We start from the raw sequence: 16,218 nt of genomic DNA, 5'->3' as shown, positions 1-16,218 counted from the left end.
TGACGCTGTACTCAGCGCTTCCCACCAAAAATACTGCCGAAGATGCCGCGCACGATCTGCTGGCCGATCTTGCTGCCGATGGTGCGCGAGGTCTGCTTGGCCATCGTTTCCAGCATGCCCTGGCGACGGCCACTGCCGAATACGGCGTCCTTGACCGCTTTTCCGAAACCGCTGTCCTGCGCGTCCTCGTCCTCGCGGGTGCGTGCAGGCGGGGCGGCGTTGTGTTCGGCGACCTGTTCGACGCGGCGTGCCAGCATTTCGGCGGCCGATTCGCGGTTGACTGCGGTGTCGTAGCGGGTGCCGACCGGGCTGGTTGCGCGCACCTGCGCGCGTTCGGGCGCGCTGATGGCGCCCATGCGGCAGCGCGGCGGCGCGATCAGGGTCTGCTGTACCGGGGCCGGCACGCCCTTGCCTTGCAGTGGCGATACCAGCGCCTCGCCGGTACCCAGGCTGGAGATGGCAGTGGCCACGTCGAGCTTGGGGTTGCCCACGAAGGTCTGCGCCGCGGTCCTGACCGCTTTCTGGTCGCGCGGGGTGTAGGCACGCAACGCATGCTGCACGCGGTTGCCGAGCTGGCCAAGGATGGTGTCGGGAATATCATCGGGAAACTGCGAGCAGAAATAGATGCCCACGCCCTTGGAGCGGATCAGCCGCACCACCTGCTCGATCCGCTGCACCAGCGCCGCCGGCGCATCGTCGAACAGCAAATGCGCCTCGTCGAACACGAACACCAGCTTGGGCTGTTCCAGGTCGCCCACTTCCGGCAAGCTTTCGAACAGCTCGGACAACAGCCACAGCAGGAACGTGGAATACAGCTTCGGTTTGAGCACCAGCTGGTTGGCCGCCAGGATGCCGATCACGCCACGGCCGTCCGGTGCCACGCGCATCAGCTCGGCAAGCTCCAACGCCGGTTCGCCGAAGAATTGCTCGCCCCCATCCTGCGACAGCCGCAGCAGGGCGCGCTGGATCGCGGCCACCGATTGCGCCGAGACCAGCCCGTAACTGGTCGACAGCTCCTTGCGTTCTTCGATCACCAGCGCCAGCAATGCGCGCAGATCGTCCAGATCCAGCAGCAACAGGCCGCGGTCGTCGGCCAGCTTGAACACGATGTCCAGCACGCCGGATTGGGTGTCGTTGAGCTCCAGGATGCGCGCAAGCAGGGTCGGGCCCATTTCGCTCACGGTGGTGCGCACCGGGTGGCCGAGCTGCCCGTACAGGTCCCAGAACACCACCGGGCTGGCGGCCGGCGCGTAATCGGCGATGCCCACATCCGTGGCGCGCTGCAGCACGCCGGGCGCGCCGTCCCCGGCCACGGCCAGGCCCGCCACGTCGCCTTTGACGTCGGCCAGGAACACCGGCACCCCCAGCCGCGAGAAGCCTTCGGCCAGGGTCATCAGGGTCACGGTCTTGCCGGTGCCGGTGGCGCCAGCCACCAGGCCATGACGGTTGCCGAAGCGGCCTTCGAGCACGACCGGGATATCGTCGGTGACGCCTTTGCCGAGCAGGAACAAGGCCATTGGGCAGATCCAGTGAGGAAAGACCGGATTCTAGCGGGCAAGCTTGTCGCGCAAATCGGCGGGCGACGGCTGGGGCGTGACAGTCAGCCTGTGCGACGCGCCGGCACCGGGATCCAGCACGATCGACCGCATGCGCGCAGGTGCCAGACAACCGGTTCCGCCAGTCTTCAATGCATCGGGCGGGCACCCCAAGCTAACGCGCCACTGACCTGCCGGCGGCGTTGCCTTGCCCCGGTGTCGCCCCGGCGGCTACCCTGCCTGACTTTCCGCTGCACTGTCTCCGATGCCGCTCGCTCATTTTGGTTTGCGCCCATGGCCTGTCCTGGCTGTGGTGGCGCTGATGTCTGTCGTCCCCGCCGCCCACGCCATCTCCAAGCGCGACACGGAGAAGGCCGCCGTGCTCGATGCCCGCATGGCCGCCGCCGAAAAGCGCTATCGCGATGCGCTGGTGCTGGTGAACAACTCCGACCCCAAGGGCAGCGCCGAAGGCGATGCCGCGCTGGAGGACATGGAAGACGTCATCGACGCCTGCATCAAGCAGCGCGGCTGCCTGGTCGCCAATCAGCTGGCCACCTACAAGCGCCTGCTGAAGGCACGCGCCGATGCCGAAGCGCCGGCGGCCGAAGATCCCGAAGACGACGACACGCTGCTGCAGGCCGACCCGGACCACCTGGGCCCGGCGGCGAACGGCGTGCCCGAGGCGGCGCGTGCCGCCACGCTGCTCAACGACCAGCGCCACGATTTCGACAAGATGGTGCAATACAACCCGGCAGTGCAGGCCGGCATCCGCCGCTGGCTGACCGACATGCGCCCGGCCTTGCTGACCAGCTACGAGAACTACAGCAACCTGCGCGGGGTGATGTGGCCGGAATGGCAGAAGCGCGGCCTGCCCGAGGCGCTGCTGTTCGGCATCATGGCCAAGGAATCCAACGGCAAGGTGCACGCCAGCTCGCGTGCCGGCGCGGCCGGATTGATGCAGTTCATGCCGGCCACCGGGCGTCGCTTCGGGCTGGGCCCGGACGGCACCGGCTTCGACACGCGCTTCGATGCACGCAGCGCCGCCGAAGCCAGCGCCGCCTACCTCAACGAGCGCATGGCCGGGCTCAACCGCAACATCGAACTGGCGCTGGCCGCCTACAACGGTGGCGAGGGCCGCGCCGCGCGCGTGTTCACCCAGAGCGGCGGACGTGGGTTCTGGGAGCAGGACGTGTACAACCAGTTCCCGGCCGAAACCAAGGACTACGTGCCGATGGTGATCGCGGCGGCGTGGATCTTCCTGCACCCGCGCCAGTACGGCGTGGACTTCGCCAAGCTCGATGCGCAACCGGCCACGCTGAAGCTGGCCAAGTCGACCACCATCTATGAACTGACCATCTGCCTGGGCAGCATGGGCACGCGCGACGGCTACATGCGCGCGTTGCGCAACCTCAACCCGCGCTACGAATCCGATGGCTGGATTCCGGCCGGCACCGTTATCAACGCCACCAACCGCATCGCCAGCCTGTACACGCGTTACTGCATCAACGGCCCGCGCGCGGACCTGGCGCGCACGCTGATCACCGCCGACCTCAACAGCGCCATCGTGCGCAGCAGCAGCACCCCCGAGTACGTGCCCAGCGTGGCGGTAGGCGATGTCAGCCCGATGGCCGGCGTGCCGACCACCGTGGCCACCGGCCAGCCGGCGGTTGCCAAGCCCAAGGCAAAGCAGGCACGCAGCTATACCATCGCCAAAGGCGACACGCTCGGCCGCGTCGCGCAGAAGTACCAGTGCGAGATCAAGGAGCTGGCCAAGGCCAACGGCCTGAAGGCGCCGTCGTATGCACTCAAGCCGGGGCAGAGCATCAAGCTGGCCGGTTGCGATCGCTGACCAGCGCGAGCAGTCCCACGTCGGTTAGGGCATCGGCCAGCCGCCGCGGCGAGCTGCGCCGGCCCGTGCCCGGTAGGAGCGGACCTGGCCGCGACGAAGCCGTCCGGCTAGCTCCAACGTAGGCGACAACGCTCCACATCGAAGGCGGGAGTGCACCACGCGTCTGCGCACGAACGCTATCGGGAATGCCCTGTCGCGGTCAGGCCCGCTCCTACAACGGCGTCGTTGTCTCCCGCCGATTGCCGCGGGGATGGGGGGGCGCCGCGTCAATCGGCGCACCGCTGCGATCATCCCACTTGCCGACGCGCGAGCGCTTGACCCAGTCGAACGGATGTCTCTGCAGCAAGTCCGCTTTCGAGCTTCGCCACACCTGGCGGCAGTAGCACGATCACGGTGGAGCCGTAGTTGAAGCGCGCCATCTCCGCAAACTTCTCCAGCACGATTCCCTTTCCGCGGTAATCCTTGCGCGTGATGCGATCGCCATAGCGCGGAATCTCCACGCCGCTCCAGACCGTCTCCACGCCGGACACCAGCAGCGCGCCCACCATCACCGAGGCCATCGGGCCGAACTCGGTATCGAAGTGGCACACCAGGCGTTCGTTGCGGGCGAACAACCGTGGCACGTTGCGCACCGCATCCGGACCCACGCTGAACAGGCGGCCGGGCACATGCACGGTTTCGCGCAGGGTGCCGGTCCACGGCATGTGCACGCGGTGGTAGTCCTTGGGCGACAGATACACCGTTGCGAACAGGCCGTCGTTGAACGGAAGCGCCGCCTCGGCATCGCCGAGCAGTTCGGCAGCGGTGAACGACTGCCCCTTGGCCTGAAAAATGCGCCCGTTCTCGATCGGGCCGAGCTGGCTGATGCGGCCGTCGGCCGGCATCAGCACGGCTGACGGGTCGGCGTCGGGCACGCGTGCGCCCGGCTTCAACGCGCGGGTGAAGAAGGCATTGAAGGTGGGATACGCGCGCGGGTCCGGCTCTTGCGCTTCGCTCAGGTCCACGCCGAACTTGCGCGTCACCGTGTCGATCAACCATTGCTTGGTCGCAGGCGTGTCCGAGTACGCCAGCGCGCGCGCCATGGAGGACAGCAAGCGATGCGGCAGAACGTAGGTCAGGGAAGTGACGAAACTCACGGAGCGGTTACCTTGGTCAGCTGTTGGAGGTCGGCGGCAATCGCCTTGGGGTCGAGCGGCGGACGGATCAGGCCGGTCAGGCGACCTTGCGGGTCGAGCAAGGCAATGCCGGCCGAGTGATCCATGCTGTAGTCGTTGGGGTTCTGATCGAAGTTCTTGCCCGGCACCTTCTGGAACACCAAGCCCAGCGCAGTGGCAAAGCGCTCCAGTGCCGGCACGTCTGCGGTGGCCGCCAGCGTGTCCTTATGGAAGGCGTGGGCGTATTCGCCCAGCCGTGCGGGTGGGTCGCGCTGCGGGTCCACCGACACGAACAGCACGCGCGGGCGCAGCCCGTCGGGAATGCTTTCCCACTGCTTCTGCGCCACCGCCAGATCGGTCAGCGTGGTCGGGCAGACGTCCGGACAGAAGGTGAAACCCAGAAACACCAGCGTCCAATGCCCTCTCAGTTCGCCAGACACCAGCTGGGTGCCATCGGACTGGCGCAGGCTGAACTGCGGCAAGGGGCGCGGCTGCGGGTAGAAGGTGATGGTCTGGGTGGGCGGCCAGGGCGAGCGGGGCGCTCCGCCGAAGAACTTCTGGCCCAGCAACAACCCAAGACCGGCGGCCAGCGCCACCAGCAGCACGATGCCGGTATTGCGATTGAACATGGCGGTTTCCAGTGCAACGGACGCTCATGATACCGATCCGACCTCTATAATCGGGGGCCGATTCCTTTTTAGTTGTTGCCATGACTGCCGCCGCGGCCGACGAACTGCACACCATCATCGACCTGATCCGCTACGGCACCAGCCGTTTCAACGAAGCCGGTCTCACCTTCGGTCACAGCTACGACAATGCGCTGGACGAAGCCACCCAACTGGTGCTGCACAGCCTGCATCTGCCGCACGACCTGGGCCCGGCCTATGGCCAGGCGCGCCTGCTCCGCGACGAAAAAGAACGCGTGCTGGGCCTGTTCGAGCGCCGCATCACCGAGCGCGTGCCGGCGGCGTATCTGACCGGTGAAGCCTGGTTTGCCGGCCTGAGTTTCAAGAGCGATGCGCGCGCCCTGGTGCCGCGTTCGCCGATCGCCGAGTTGATCGAGGCCGGCTTCGAGCCATGGCTGGGCGGCCGCGAGGTCACCCGCGCGCTGGACCTGTGCACCGGCTCGGGCTGCATCGCCATCGCCATGGGCCACTACAACCCGCAGTGGGATGTGGATGGCGTGGACATCAGCGACGACGCGCTGGCGCTGGCCGCCGAAAACAAGGCGCGCCTGCATGCCGACAACGTCACCCTGCTCAAGTCGGATCTGTTCGCCGGGCTGGGTGGCCGTCAGTACGACCTGATCGTGACCAATCCGCCGTACGTCACCAACGACGAGACCGATGCGCTGCCGCAGGAGTATTCCTACGAGCCGGAGCTGGGCTTGCGTGCCGGCGACGATGGTCTGGACCTGGTGCTGAAGATCCTGCGCGATGCACCGCAGCACCTGAGCGAAGACGGCCTGCTGATCTGCGAGGTAGGCGAGTCCGAGCAGCACCTGATCAAGCTGCTGCCGGAAGTGGACCTGGCCTGGGTCGAGTTCAAGGTCGGGCAGATGGGCATCTTTGCGGTGGAATGCCGCGAGCTGATCGCGCACAGCGCGCGCATCGCCGAGTTGGCCGGTGCGCGCTGAAGCGCCCGCCGCGCGTCCGCAGCTGATCGATATCGTGCTGCTGGCGCCGGTGTCGCTCTTCGGTGCGGCCATTCCATTCGGCTTGCTCGACGTGGTGTTTCGCTTGTTCGATCCGATGTACGGCGGCCCGACGGCGCAGCGCTGGTTGAGCGCAGCGGCAGAAATCGGCTTCGGCTTGATGGCGTTTTTCGGCCTTGTTTCGGCCTGGATCGTGGCCGCCAGTTCGGATGCGTCGCTGCGCACGCATCAGCGGCGTACGCTGGTGGTGACAATCGGCTTGCTGTGCGGGATCAGCGCTGCGCTCTACCTGCTTGCCGACTGGATGCTCATTCGTAAAGTCGAGCTGGACGTGTTTTTCATGGTGTTCAGCGGGTTGTTTGCGATGGCGCCGATGCTGGTGGCAGTACGTCATCTGCTGCGCATGTTTCGTGCCACGCCACCCGCTGCGATGTTAAGAGGATGCCGATATGGGCAGTAATAGTTTCGGCCGCCTGTTGACGGTCACCACCTTCGGCGAGTCGCACGGGCCGGCGATCGGCTGCGTTGTCGATGGCTGCCCTCCGGGCCTGGAGTTGGCGCCGGAAGAGTTCACGCTGGACCTGCAACGCCGTGCCAGCGGCAAGAGCCGGCATACCTCGGCACGCCGCGAAGCCGACGAGATCGAAATCCTGTCCGGCGTGTACGAAGGCCGCACCACCGGCACGCCGATCGGGCTGCTGATCCGCAACACCGACCAGCGCAGCAAGGACTACAGCAACATCGCCCAGCAGTTCCGCCCCGGCCATGCGGACTACAGCTACTGGCAGAAGTACGGCATCCGCGACCCACGCGGCGGCGGGCGCTCGTCCGCTCGCGAAACCACCATGCGCGTGGCTGCGGGCGTCATCGCCAAGAAGTGGCTCAAGCAGCGATACGGGGTGCTGGTGCGCGGTTATCTGTCGCAGCTGGGCGAGATCCGCCCGACCGGCTTCGACTGGAATGCGGTCGAAGACAACCCGTTCTTCTGGCCGCACGCCGAGCAGGTGCCGGAGCTGGAAACCTACATGGATGCGTTGCGCAAGTCCGGCGATTCGGTCGGCGCGCGCGTGGACGTGGTGGCCGGTGGCGTACCGCCCGGTTGGGGCGAGCCGATCTACGGCAAGCTCGATGCCGAGCTGGCCGCCGCGTTGATGAGCATCAATGCGGTCAAGGGCGTGGAAATCGGCGATGGCTTCGCAAGCGCCGCGCAGAAGGGCACCGAGCACCGCGACCTGATCACCCCGGAAGGCTTCCTCAGCAATCATGCCGGCGGCATCCTGGGCGGCATTTCCACCGGGCAGGCGGTCACCGCGTCGATGGTGCTCAAGCCGACCTCCAGCCTGCGCCTGCCGGGCGCGACCGTGGATGCGGACGGCACGGTGGTGAATGTGATCACCACCGGTCGGCACGACCCATGCGTGGGCATCCGCGCCACCCCGATCGCCGAGGCGATGATGGCCTTGGTGCTGATGGACCAGGCCTTGCGTCATCGCGCCCAGTGCGGCGATGTCGGCGAAGTGTCGCCGCGCATTCCCGGTCAACTCGATGTCTGAAGCAACGCGCCCCAAGGTGTGGGTCAGCCAGCCGCTGTTCGACGACGTCGTCGCGCAGCTGAGCGCGCATTTCGCGCTGACCACTACCGAGCGCGTCACCGCGTATTCCTCGCACGAGCTGGCCGCGCACCTGGCCGGCGTCGATGGCGCACTGATCACGCTCAACGAGCGCGTGGGCGCGGCAGAAATCGCCTCGGCGCCGCAGTTGCGCGCCATCGCCAACGTTGGCGTGGGCTACAACAATCTCGATATCGACGCGCTGAGTGCTGCCGGCATCCTGGCCAGCAACACGCCCGACGTGTTGACCGAAACCACCGCCGATCTGGGCTTTGCGTTGTTGATGGCCACCGCGCGCCGCGTCACCGAAGCCGAACGCTGGTTACGCGACGGCCAGTGGGGGCAGTGGTCGTTCAAGACCATGCTCGGTGCCGACATTCATGACAGCACGCTCGGCATCCTGGGCATGGGCCGGATCGGGCAGGGTATCGCACGCCGCGGCGCGCACGGCTTCGGCATGCGCGTGCTGTACCACAACCGCAGCCGGTTGCCGGCGCAGATCGAGCAGGACCTCAACGCGCAGTATGTCGATATCGACAGCTTGCTGGCGCAGTCCGATCACCTGGTGCTGGTGCTGCCGTACAACAGGGACTCGCACCACATCATCGATGCCGCCGCGCTGGGCAAGATGCGGCCCACCGCCACGCTGGTGAATATTGCGCGCGGCGGCATCGTCGATGAGCTCGCGCTGGCCGACGCGCTGGCCAATGGGCGTCTTGCCGGCGCCGGCCTGGACGTTTACGAAGGCGAGCCTGCGGTGCGCCCGGAGCTGCTGGCGCTGCACAACGTGGTGCTTACCCCGCATATCGGCAGTGCCAGCCTGGCGACGCGCCGCGCGATGGTGCAGCTGGCGGTGGACAACCTGATTGCCGCACTCGGCCACGGCCCCGACGCCGGGCGTCCGCCGAGCGCGCTCAATGCCGATGCGATCGCAGCTGCCAAACGCGGCGGCACGATCGTGGACGCCGGCAAAACCGGCGCGACCAAACGATAGGGAACCTCCGCGGCCAGCATTGGAGGTTCCCCGAACCCACGCGCAGCGCATTCCCCTTTTCACTCTTTCGATAAAGACATCCTCATGAGCAACGAAAACCGTCGTTTCAATGTCGCGGTCGTGGGCGCCACCGGCGCTGTCGGCGAGACCATGCTGAGCATCCTGGCCGAGCGCAACTTCCCGGTCGCCAACCTGTACGCGCTGGCCTCGGCGCGTTCGGCCGGTGGGCAGGTCGAGTTCAATGGCGGCAAGGTCGACGTGCTGGATCTGGCCGACTTCGACCCGACCGGCGTGGACATCGCGCTGTTCTCCGCAGGCGGCAGCGTGTCCAAGGAGTACGGCCCCAAGTTTGCCGCTGCCGGCGCGGTGGTGATCGATAATTCCTCCGCCTTCCGCTACGACGACGACGTGCCGCTGGTGGTGTCGGAAGTCAATCCCGAAGCGCTCAAGCAGCGCCCGCGCGGCATCATCGCCAACCCCAATTGCTCGACCATGCAGATGCTGGTCGCGCTGGGCCCGATCCACCGCAAGTACGGCATCGAACGTATCAACGTGGCGACCTACCAGTCGGTGTCCGGCGGCGGCCGCTCGGCGATGGAAGAACTGGGCAAGCAGACCAGCGAGTTGCTCAGCTTCCAGGAAATCGACCCGCAGCGCTTCCCGGTGCAGATCGCCTTCAACCTGATTCCGCACATCGACGACTTCCAGGACAACGGCTACACCAAGGAAGAGATGAAGCTGGTCTGGGAAACCCGCAAGATCCTGGGCGACGAGAACATCCAGGTGAACCCCACCGCGGTGCGCGTGCCGGTGTTTTACGGGCACTCCGAAGCGGTGGCCATCGAGACCCGCGACAAGATCACCGTCGAAGCCGCGCGCGCGCTGCTGGAAGCGTCGCCGGGCGTGGAAGTGGTGGACGAGCGCAAGCCGGGTGGCTACCCGACGCCGGTAACGCATGCCTCGGGCAAGGACGCGGTGTTCGTCGGCCGCATCCGCGAAGACTTCTCGCACCCGCGTGGTCTCAATCTGTGGATCGTCTCCGACAACATCCGCAAGGGCGCCGCACTCAACGCCGTGCAGCTGGCCGAACTGGTCGCACAGGAAGGCTGATCCACGTCCCGCGTAGGAGCGCGCTCGCGCGCGATGGCTGTCCCGGTGACGCCCCGTCGCGCACAGCTGCGCTCCTACAAGGGCTGATCGCCCGCGTTCGCGATAAGCGCAGCGCCGTGGTCACCAAGCGCCCTTCGCAGGAAGGAGTTGCGGGTGGCATGGGCTTCCCCTGCAACTGCAGGCAACGCCGTCCAGCTGACCGAACTGGTCGCACAGGAAGGCTGATCTACCTCCCGCGTAGGAGCGCGCTCGCGCGCGATGGCTGTCCCGGTGACGCCCCGTCGCCGCGCACGGGTGCGCTCCTACAAGGGCTGATCGCCCGCGTTCGCGATAAGCGCAGCGCTGCAGTCACCAAGCGCCCTTCGCAGGAAGGGACTTGCGGGTGGCATGGGCATCCCCTGCAACTGCAGGCAACGCCGTCCAGCTGATCGAACTGGTCGCACAGGAAGGCTGATCCACGTCCCGCGTAGGAGCGCGCTCGCGCGCGATGGCTGTCCCGGTGATGCCCCGTCGCGCACAGGTGCGCCTTACACGTGCCGATGGCCTGAGGCTGTCGAACTCCCTGGTGCCTGGGTCAAGAATGTGCCTGCCGTAAAGGGCGCTTGTATGTCACCGGTCTCCCTGCGAAGGCCGATCGCCTGCACTGCGTGCCTTTCCAATGAAGCGCAGCTTGGCCCGGCACGTAAGGCGCTTCCCACGATCGATCTGCGCATGAGCCGATAGCGATCACGCCAGCAGCGGAGCCGGTTCCGCGTGCGCGCTCCGTAACAGCTGCACTACGCGTTCTTCGTTCTCGTGTCCCGGGCTTGTGGGGCTGCCGATTCGCGGTCGATAGCTGCGCCTGTGCACCGATGTCGCGGTGCGGCATCGCAGGGGCGGCGCGCGTGCGACGCGCGAACGACTTTTTCGCTCATTCAGCGGCTATATTGCTACCCATGAGACATAGGGGCAGGGGCGCGATGCGTCCGATACAAGGGATAGGCGCGTTGCTGCTGATGGCTTGCAGCGGCGCCGCGATGGCGTTGGGCTTGGGCGATATCCGGGTGCTGTCCAAACCCGGGCAGCCGTTGATGGCCGAGATTCCGGTCATCTCTAACGAGCCGGGCGAGCTCGACAACGCGCGCGTGGCGCTGGCATCGGCGACCACCTTTGCGCGGGTTGGGCTGGAGCGGCCGCAAGGTCTGGTCAGCAACCTGCAGTTCCAGTTCGCGCAGGACGCGCGCGGGCGTGCGGTGATCCGCGTGACCAGCAGCCAGCCGGTGGACCAGCCAGCGATCAATTTTCTGATCGAAGTGGAGTGGGGCCAGGGCCGTCTGGTGCGCGAGTATGCCGCACTGGTCGACGCGCCCAACACCGCTGCCGCCGTGGCCGAACCGGCCATCGAAGCGCCGCGTGCCGGCGCCAGCAACACGATTGCACGCGAACCAGCGGCGGCTCCGGCGGTAGAACGCGCGGCAGGTGATGCTGGCGCTGCGGCGCCGACGCGGGCCGCGGCAACCGCACCCGCCGCCACGCAGGCTGGCGATGCATTGCCGGCCGTCCGCTCGGGCCAGACCTTGTCGGAAATTGCAGCAGGCCTGGCCCGCTCCAGCGGCCATTCGCTGGATCAGACCATGCTGGCGTTGCTGCGGACCAATCCGGATGCCTTCGTCAACGGCAACATCAATCGCCTCAAGCAGGGCGCCGTGCTGCGCACGCCGCAGGAAGACGCGCTGGCGCAGGTCAACGCGGCCGAAGCGGCGGTGATGGTGCGCGAGCAGGCTGCCCAATGGCGGCAGGCGCGCTCGGCCATTCCGCAACCGGCCGATGCCGGTGCCGCTGCTGCAGCAACGCCTGCCGCACCGGCTGCGTCCACCGCGGCCGGTAGCGGCGCGCGGCTCGAAATCGCCCCGGCAGTGGCGACTCAGACCAACACCGCCGGCGCCACGTCCGGCACCAGTGCCGAAGGCGAGGGCGAGATGGCGGCCAACCAACAGTTGCAACAGGCCAAGGAAGACATCGCCACCCGCGATGCGGAATTGCAGGACCTGCGCTCGCGCGTGGCAGACCTGGAAAAGCTCAAGCAGCAACAGCAAGCCTTGATCGCCATGAAGGACACCGACCTGGCAGCCGCGCAGAAGCGCCTGGCCGAGGCGCCGCAGGCTGCCCCGCAAGGCGGCGGCTTCCCGCTGTGGTTGATCGGGGCGCTGGTGTTGATCGTGGCGGCGGTGGTCGCGTGGCTGGCAGCGCGTCGTCGCAAGCCATCGCCGCTGCCGCCGTTGCCGCGCCGCCAGTTCGACTTCGCACCGCCGATCGCTGCGACGGAGGCTGCCGGGCAGCAGGACGACCCGCAGGCCACCGAGCCCAGCGAGCACGAGGTGCTGCACGAAACCGAGTTCGAACACGCCAACCTGCGCGAAGACGAGCGCGTCCACGACGCGCCCACGCCGCTGTCGGACATGTTGCGGCGCGAGCCGTTGCCGTCCGAACCGGTCGTGGCAGCACCGGTGGTCAATAGCGACGAATGGCGTGCGCTGCGCGCGGCCCCGCCGGCGCCGGTGACAGGGCCCGAACTGGACGGCCCGCAATCCGAGCTGCCGTCGCAGCAGATCGAGCCGCAGCACGCGCCTGGCGAGCGCCCGGCGCCCGCCACGACGTCCTCCGTCCAGGACGGCTTCGACTTCGAGCATGTGTTGCAGCATCCCCAAGATGTCGAGCAGGCGCCGGCTGTCCCGGTGGAGTCGCCCACGGCGGTCGGCAACAGGGAGTTCGCCTCGGCAGGGCGCGATCGCCTGGAATTGGCGGTTGCGTACATGGACCTGGGCGACAAGGACACCGCGCGCGGTCTGTTGCTGGAAGTGGCCGCCACCGGCGACGACGCCACCCGCGCCGAAGCGGCCCAATTGCTGGAACAGCTGGCGTGAGTCCCGCGATGGAGCGCATGGCGGTGCGCGAACGCCGGATCGATTACGTGGAGTTCGCGTCCATCGATCCCGATGCCAGCCGGGCCTTCTTCGAGACCGTGTTCGGCTGGCAGTTCCAGGCCTATGGCCCGGATTATCTGGCCTTCAACGATGGCCGTCTGGACGGGGGCTTTTATCGCGCCACGGTACCCGTCCCGGCAGAAGGCGGGCCGTTGGTGGTGCTGTATGCCGACGACCTGCAGCCGATGCTGGAACGCGTGCGCGCGGCAGGCGGCGAGATCGTCAAGCCGGTCTTCGGCTTTCCCGGTGGCAGCCGGTTTCATTTCCGCGAGCCCGGCGGCAGCACGCTGGCGGTGTGGTCCGAGCGCGCTGCGGCCTGAGGCCAACGCCCGATGACGTGTTGCCGGCAGGCGCTGTCGGCATCTTCTTCGCCGGCTGTACCATGTAGCCGCAGCATGCGTAGCGCGCTGTCGGCGTCGCTGCTCGATTGCGCATTTGCGCTTTGCGACGTTTGATGCAGACGCTTCACCGATTCGATCAACAGGCAGGTACCGATGCGTTACGCGCTGGGCGTGGAGTACGACGGCAGCGAGTTTCAGGGCTGGCAGCAGCTGGGTGAGCACGGCGGGCCGAGCGTGCAGGCCAGCTTGCAGGCGGCATTGTCGTCGGTCGCCGACGCGCCGATCCAGGTGGTCTGCGCCGGTCGCACCGATGCCGGCGTCCATGGGCAATGCCAGGTGGTGCATTTCGACAGCGATGCGCTGCGGCAGCCGCGTGGCTGGATGCTGGGCACCACCGCGCGGCTGCCGCCGTCGATCGCGGTACGCTGGTGCGTGCCGGCCGCCGCCGATTTTCATGCGCGGTTTTCCGCACGCGCGCGCCGCTATCGCTACTGCCTGCTGAACCGGCAGATCCGCCCGGCGCTGTATCGACAGACGCTGAGCTGGGAACGTCGGCCGCTCGATGCCGAGGCCATGCACACCGCGGCGCAGGCGTTGTTGGGCGAAAACGACTTCAGCGCGTTTCGCAGCGTGCAGTGTCAGGCCCTGCATGCGCGCCGCAACCTGCAGGTCATCACCGTGCAGCGCACCGGCGAGGTGGTGGAGGTGCAGGTACAAGCCAATGCATTCCTTCATCACATGGTGCGGAATATTGTGGGCTCGCTGATTTTGGTCGGTACTGGCGAGCAGCCGATCGACTGGATCGCGACGTTGCTCGCCGGGCGCGACCGCACGGTTGCCGGGCCGACAGCGCCGCCACAAGGCCTGGTGTTTATCGGGCCTCTGTATCCTGCAGAGTGGCATCTGCCTGCCGAGGTGACCCAATGAATCGATCGCTGTACCGCACCCGTATCAAGTTCTGTGGCATGACCCGCGCCGGAGACATCCGGCTGGCCGGGGAGCTGGGTGTGGACGCGGTGGGTTTCATCTTTGCGCACGGCAGTCCGCGCCGCGTGGCGCCGGCCGAGGCGCGCGCGATGCGCCAGGCCACCGCGCCGATGGTCGATGTAGTGGCCTTGTTCCGCAACAATTCCAAGGAAGAAGTGCGCGAAGTGGTGCGCACCGTGCGCCCGACGCTGCTGCAATTCCACGGCGAGGAAGACGACGCGTTCTGTCGCAGCTTCAATCTGCCCTATCTCAAAGCGGTGCCGATGGGCAGCGCCGGAGTCAATGGCGAGGACGCCAACGCACGTACCTTGCAGTTGGCCTATCCCAACACCGCCGGCTTCCTGTTCGACAGCCACGCGCCTGGCGCAGGCGGCGGCACCGGCAAGACCTTCGACTGGTCGCGCCTGCCCACCGGCCTGCATCGCCCGTTCCTGCTCGCCGGTGGCATCACCGCCGACAACGTGTTCGACGCGATCGTCGCCACGCTGCCGTGGGGGGTGGACGTGTCCAGCGGGGTGGAGCTTGCGCCCGGCATCAAGGACGGCCACAAGATGCGCAAATTTGTGGAAGAAGTGCGCCGGGCCGACTGCCACGAAATGTCGTAGGTTGGGGAGTTGGGATTGGGCAGCGGCAAGAGCGGGTTTGCTGCGGTGTGATTGGCTGTGGATGGCTGCGAGCGGGTCGTGCGCGTTGATCGCTTTTTGAAGGCCGGCGAGCGGCTGCATCCACGTACTCCACGTATCTGTCCATTTGCCGCCCTGCGGTTCGCCCGGACGCTTGCCTCCCTGCACATTCCCGGTGCCGCCGTGCCTGCTTTGTAAAGCGGGCACTTGCCTTCAACGCGGCCGCGCCCACCGTCGGGCTGGCGCGGCCGTTCCTGGTCGCGGCATGTGACACGCGTGATATCCGCTTCCAGACGGACCGTCCCTACCAATCTCGCACGATCGCGCGTGGCGGTCTGTCCGCTGCGCGTGAGCGTTGTTTGGCGATGCCGGTGCGCGATGCAAGCTCAGGCGCCTCGCGTATCCGGCGTGGTTGGCGTGTACTGATCCCGGGCCAATGCATCGACCAGCCAGCCGGCAAGGCGTTCGATGCGTGGGTCCGGATTGCGCCTGGCAGCGCACAGCACCCAGCGCCCGCGTGTGGCGGCGAAGCCCCAGGGTGCCAGCAGGCGTCCGGCGGCCAGGTCCGCGGCAACCAGTGGGTAGGGGGCGATTGCGACTCCCAGGCCGGCAGCGGCAGCTTCCAGCAGGTACACCAGATGCTCGAACTCGGTCCCGAAGCGCAGCGCGTCGGGTGCGAGGCCATGTGCCTGTGCCCATTCCGGCCAGGCCTGCGGCCGTGAGCGGGTGTGCAGCAAACGCTGATCGCGCAGGGCGGCTGGGGATTTTGCCTCGATCTGAAGGGCGCTGCCCAGCTGCGGACTCAGCACCGGGCCGATCCATTCCACGCCCAGCTCATGCACCTGCCACTCGCCGGGCCACGGCGGGGTGTCCAGCAGCAAGGCCGCGTCCAGGCCATCCAGATCCGGGCCTGGCGGTTGTTCGTTGGCCGACAGGTGCAGGCGCAGGTCGGGCAGGTCGCGCTGCAGCAGGCCAAGCCGCGGAATGACCCAGCGCGCCAGCAGACTGCCGGAGCAGCCGAGTACCAGCGGCGCCTCGCTGGCCGGGCGGCGTAACGCGGCCCAGGTGTCGGCGATCAATGCGAAGCCTTCGCCGGTCGCATCGCGCAGGCGGGTACCGGCAGCCGTCAGTACCAGGCCGCGACCCTGGCGCGCGAACAACGCCGCACCCAAGGCCTGCTCCAGCGAGCGGACGTGGCGGCTGATGGCGCCATGGGTGACGTGCAGTTCCTGCGCGGCGCGGCTGACGCTTTGCAGGCGTGCGGCGGCTTCGAAGGCGCGTAACGCCGCCAGTGGCGGGAGAGTGGTACTCATGTGTGAGTCCAGATCACAGGTTGCGGCAATCTTATCGATTTATCGCGGCGCCCGGCTGCGGTAAGGTGGCGGCTTCGCGTATGAC

General features: G+C 67.2%; 14 protein-coding genes. 10 read left to right on the top strand and 4 right to left on the bottom strand.

Features of this window, described 5'->3' with window-relative positions:
• Positions 1-11: 11 nt before the first annotated feature.
• Positions 12-1,517, bottom strand: a complete 1,506-nt coding sequence (locus tag FHY19_RS01690) for a DUF853 domain-containing protein (RefSeq protein WP_259161051.1) — start codon at positions 1,515-1,517, stop codon at positions 12-14.
• A 283-nt stretch (positions 1,518-1,800) separates the two neighbouring features.
• Here FHY19_RS01690 and FHY19_RS01685 point away from each other — a divergent pair, with 283 nt between their 5' ends.
• Positions 1,801-3,384, top strand: coding sequence for a transglycosylase SLT domain-containing protein (locus FHY19_RS01685; RefSeq protein WP_259161050.1), 1,584 nt, complete (start codon positions 1,801-1,803; stop codon positions 3,382-3,384).
• A gap of 287 nt (positions 3,385-3,671) precedes the next feature.
• On the opposite strand, the gene asd is transcribed toward FHY19_RS01685, so the two are convergent.
• Positions 3,672-4,520 (bottom strand): archaetidylserine decarboxylase, encoded by an 849-nt coding sequence (gene asd / locus FHY19_RS01680; protein ID WP_259161049.1) that lies wholly within the window; start codon positions 4,518-4,520, stop codon positions 3,672-3,674.
• Positions 4,517-5,167 carry an SCO family protein gene (locus tag FHY19_RS01675; RefSeq protein WP_259151223.1) on the bottom strand — a complete coding sequence of 217 codons (651 nt, stop codon included), beginning with the start codon at positions 5,165-5,167 and terminating at the stop codon, positions 4,517-4,519. Before FHY19_RS01675 ends, asd begins: the two co-directional genes overlap by 4 nt.
• Positions 5,168-5,247: 80 nt before the next feature.
• Between FHY19_RS01675 and prmB the strand changes: the two genes are divergently transcribed.
• The 9 genes from prmB (at position 5,248) to FHY19_RS01630 (ending at position 14,802) form a co-directional block, all read left to right on the top strand.
• Positions 5,248-6,174, top strand: a complete 927-nt coding sequence (gene prmB / locus FHY19_RS01670) for a 50S ribosomal protein L3 N(5)-glutamine methyltransferase (RefSeq protein WP_259161048.1) — start codon at positions 5,248-5,250, stop codon at positions 6,172-6,174.
• Positions 6,164-6,652 carry a hypothetical protein gene (locus tag FHY19_RS01665; RefSeq protein WP_259151219.1) on the top strand — a complete coding sequence of 163 codons (489 nt, stop codon included), beginning with the start codon at positions 6,164-6,166 and terminating at the stop codon, positions 6,650-6,652. The genes prmB and FHY19_RS01665 overlap by 11 nt, the downstream gene beginning before the upstream one ends.
• Positions 6,642-7,745 carry a chorismate synthase gene (gene aroC, locus FHY19_RS01660; RefSeq protein ID WP_259161047.1) on the top strand — a complete coding sequence of 368 codons (1,104 nt, stop codon included), beginning with the start codon at positions 6,642-6,644 and terminating at the stop codon, positions 7,743-7,745. The genes FHY19_RS01665 and aroC overlap by 11 nt, the downstream gene beginning before the upstream one ends.
• On the top strand, positions 7,738-8,796 hold the full coding sequence (locus FHY19_RS01655) for a D-glycerate dehydrogenase (protein ID WP_259161046.1): 1,059 nt from the start codon (positions 7,738-7,740) through the stop codon (positions 8,794-8,796). The genes aroC and FHY19_RS01655 overlap by 8 nt, the downstream gene beginning before the upstream one ends.
• An 84-nt stretch (positions 8,797-8,880) precedes the next feature.
• Positions 8,881-9,906, top strand: coding sequence for an aspartate-semialdehyde dehydrogenase (locus tag FHY19_RS01650; protein ID WP_259151212.1), 1,026 nt, complete (start codon positions 8,881-8,883; stop codon positions 9,904-9,906).
• A 959-nt stretch (positions 9,907-10,865) separates the two neighbouring features.
• Complete coding sequence (locus FHY19_RS01645) at positions 10,866-12,809, top strand: FimV/HubP family polar landmark protein (RefSeq protein ID WP_259161045.1); 1,944 nt, start codon at positions 10,866-10,868, stop codon at positions 12,807-12,809.
• A complete protein-coding gene (locus FHY19_RS01640; protein ID WP_259151206.1) occupies positions 12,806-13,189 on the top strand; it encodes a VOC family protein in 384 nt (127 codons plus the stop codon). The genes FHY19_RS01645 and FHY19_RS01640 overlap by 4 nt, the downstream gene beginning before the upstream one ends.
• A 174-nt stretch (positions 13,190-13,363) precedes the next feature.
• Positions 13,364-14,137 (top strand): tRNA pseudouridine(38-40) synthase TruA, encoded by a 774-nt coding sequence (gene truA, locus FHY19_RS01635; protein WP_259161043.1) that lies wholly within the window; start codon positions 13,364-13,366, stop codon positions 14,135-14,137.
• Positions 14,134-14,802 carry a phosphoribosylanthranilate isomerase gene (locus tag FHY19_RS01630; RefSeq protein WP_005991331.1) on the top strand — a complete coding sequence of 223 codons (669 nt, stop codon included), beginning with the start codon at positions 14,134-14,136 and terminating at the stop codon, positions 14,800-14,802. Before truA ends, FHY19_RS01630 begins: the two co-directional genes overlap by 4 nt.
• A gap of 404 nt (positions 14,803-15,206) precedes the next feature.
• Here FHY19_RS01630 and FHY19_RS01625 read toward each other — a convergent pair whose 3' ends face one another.
• Positions 15,207-16,133: a LysR family transcriptional regulator gene (locus FHY19_RS01625; protein ID WP_259151198.1), complete on the bottom strand. Its 927-nt coding sequence runs from the start codon at positions 16,131-16,133 to the stop codon at positions 15,207-15,209.
• Between the last annotated feature and the right edge of the window lie 85 nt (positions 16,134-16,218).

The sequence above is a fragment of the Xanthomonas sp. 4461 genome, assembly GCF_024806475.1.
GTDB lineage: Bacteria > Pseudomonadota > Gammaproteobacteria > Xanthomonadales > Xanthomonadaceae > Xanthomonas > Xanthomonas arboricola_F.
The sequence above is the reverse complement of the archived record's forward strand: the minus strand, read 5'-3'. Positions and strand labels throughout refer to the sequence as shown.

Coding starts and splice junctions, on each gene's coding strand:
- FHY19_RS01690 (WP_259161051.1), bottom strand. CDS start 1,517: ATGGCCTTGTTCCTGCTCGGCAAAGGCGTCACCGACGATATCCCGGTC.
- FHY19_RS01685 (WP_259161050.1), top strand. CDS start 1,801: ATGCCGCTCGCTCATTTTGGTTTGCGCCCATGGCCTGTCCTGGCTGTG.
- FHY19_RS01675 (WP_259151223.1), bottom strand. CDS start 5,167: ATGTTCAATCGCAATACCGGCATCGTGCTGCTGGTGGCGCTGGCCGCC.
- prmB (WP_259161048.1), top strand. CDS start 5,248: ATGACTGCCGCCGCGGCCGACGAACTGCACACCATCATCGACCTGATC.
- aroC (WP_259161047.1), top strand. CDS start 6,642: ATGGGCAGTAATAGTTTCGGCCGCCTGTTGACGGTCACCACCTTCGGC.
- FHY19_RS01655 (WP_259161046.1), top strand. CDS start 7,738: ATGTCTGAAGCAACGCGCCCCAAGGTGTGGGTCAGCCAGCCGCTGTTC.
- FHY19_RS01650 (WP_259151212.1), top strand. CDS start 8,881: ATGAGCAACGAAAACCGTCGTTTCAATGTCGCGGTCGTGGGCGCCACC.
- FHY19_RS01645 (WP_259161045.1), top strand. CDS start 10,866: ATGCGTCCGATACAAGGGATAGGCGCGTTGCTGCTGATGGCTTGCAGC.
- truA (WP_259161043.1), top strand. CDS start 13,364: ATGCGTTACGCGCTGGGCGTGGAGTACGACGGCAGCGAGTTTCAGGGC.
- FHY19_RS01630 (WP_005991331.1), top strand. CDS start 14,134: ATGAATCGATCGCTGTACCGCACCCGTATCAAGTTCTGTGGCATGACC.
- FHY19_RS01625 (WP_259151198.1), bottom strand. CDS start 16,133: ATGAGTACCACTCTCCCGCCACTGGCGGCGTTACGCGCCTTCGAAGCC.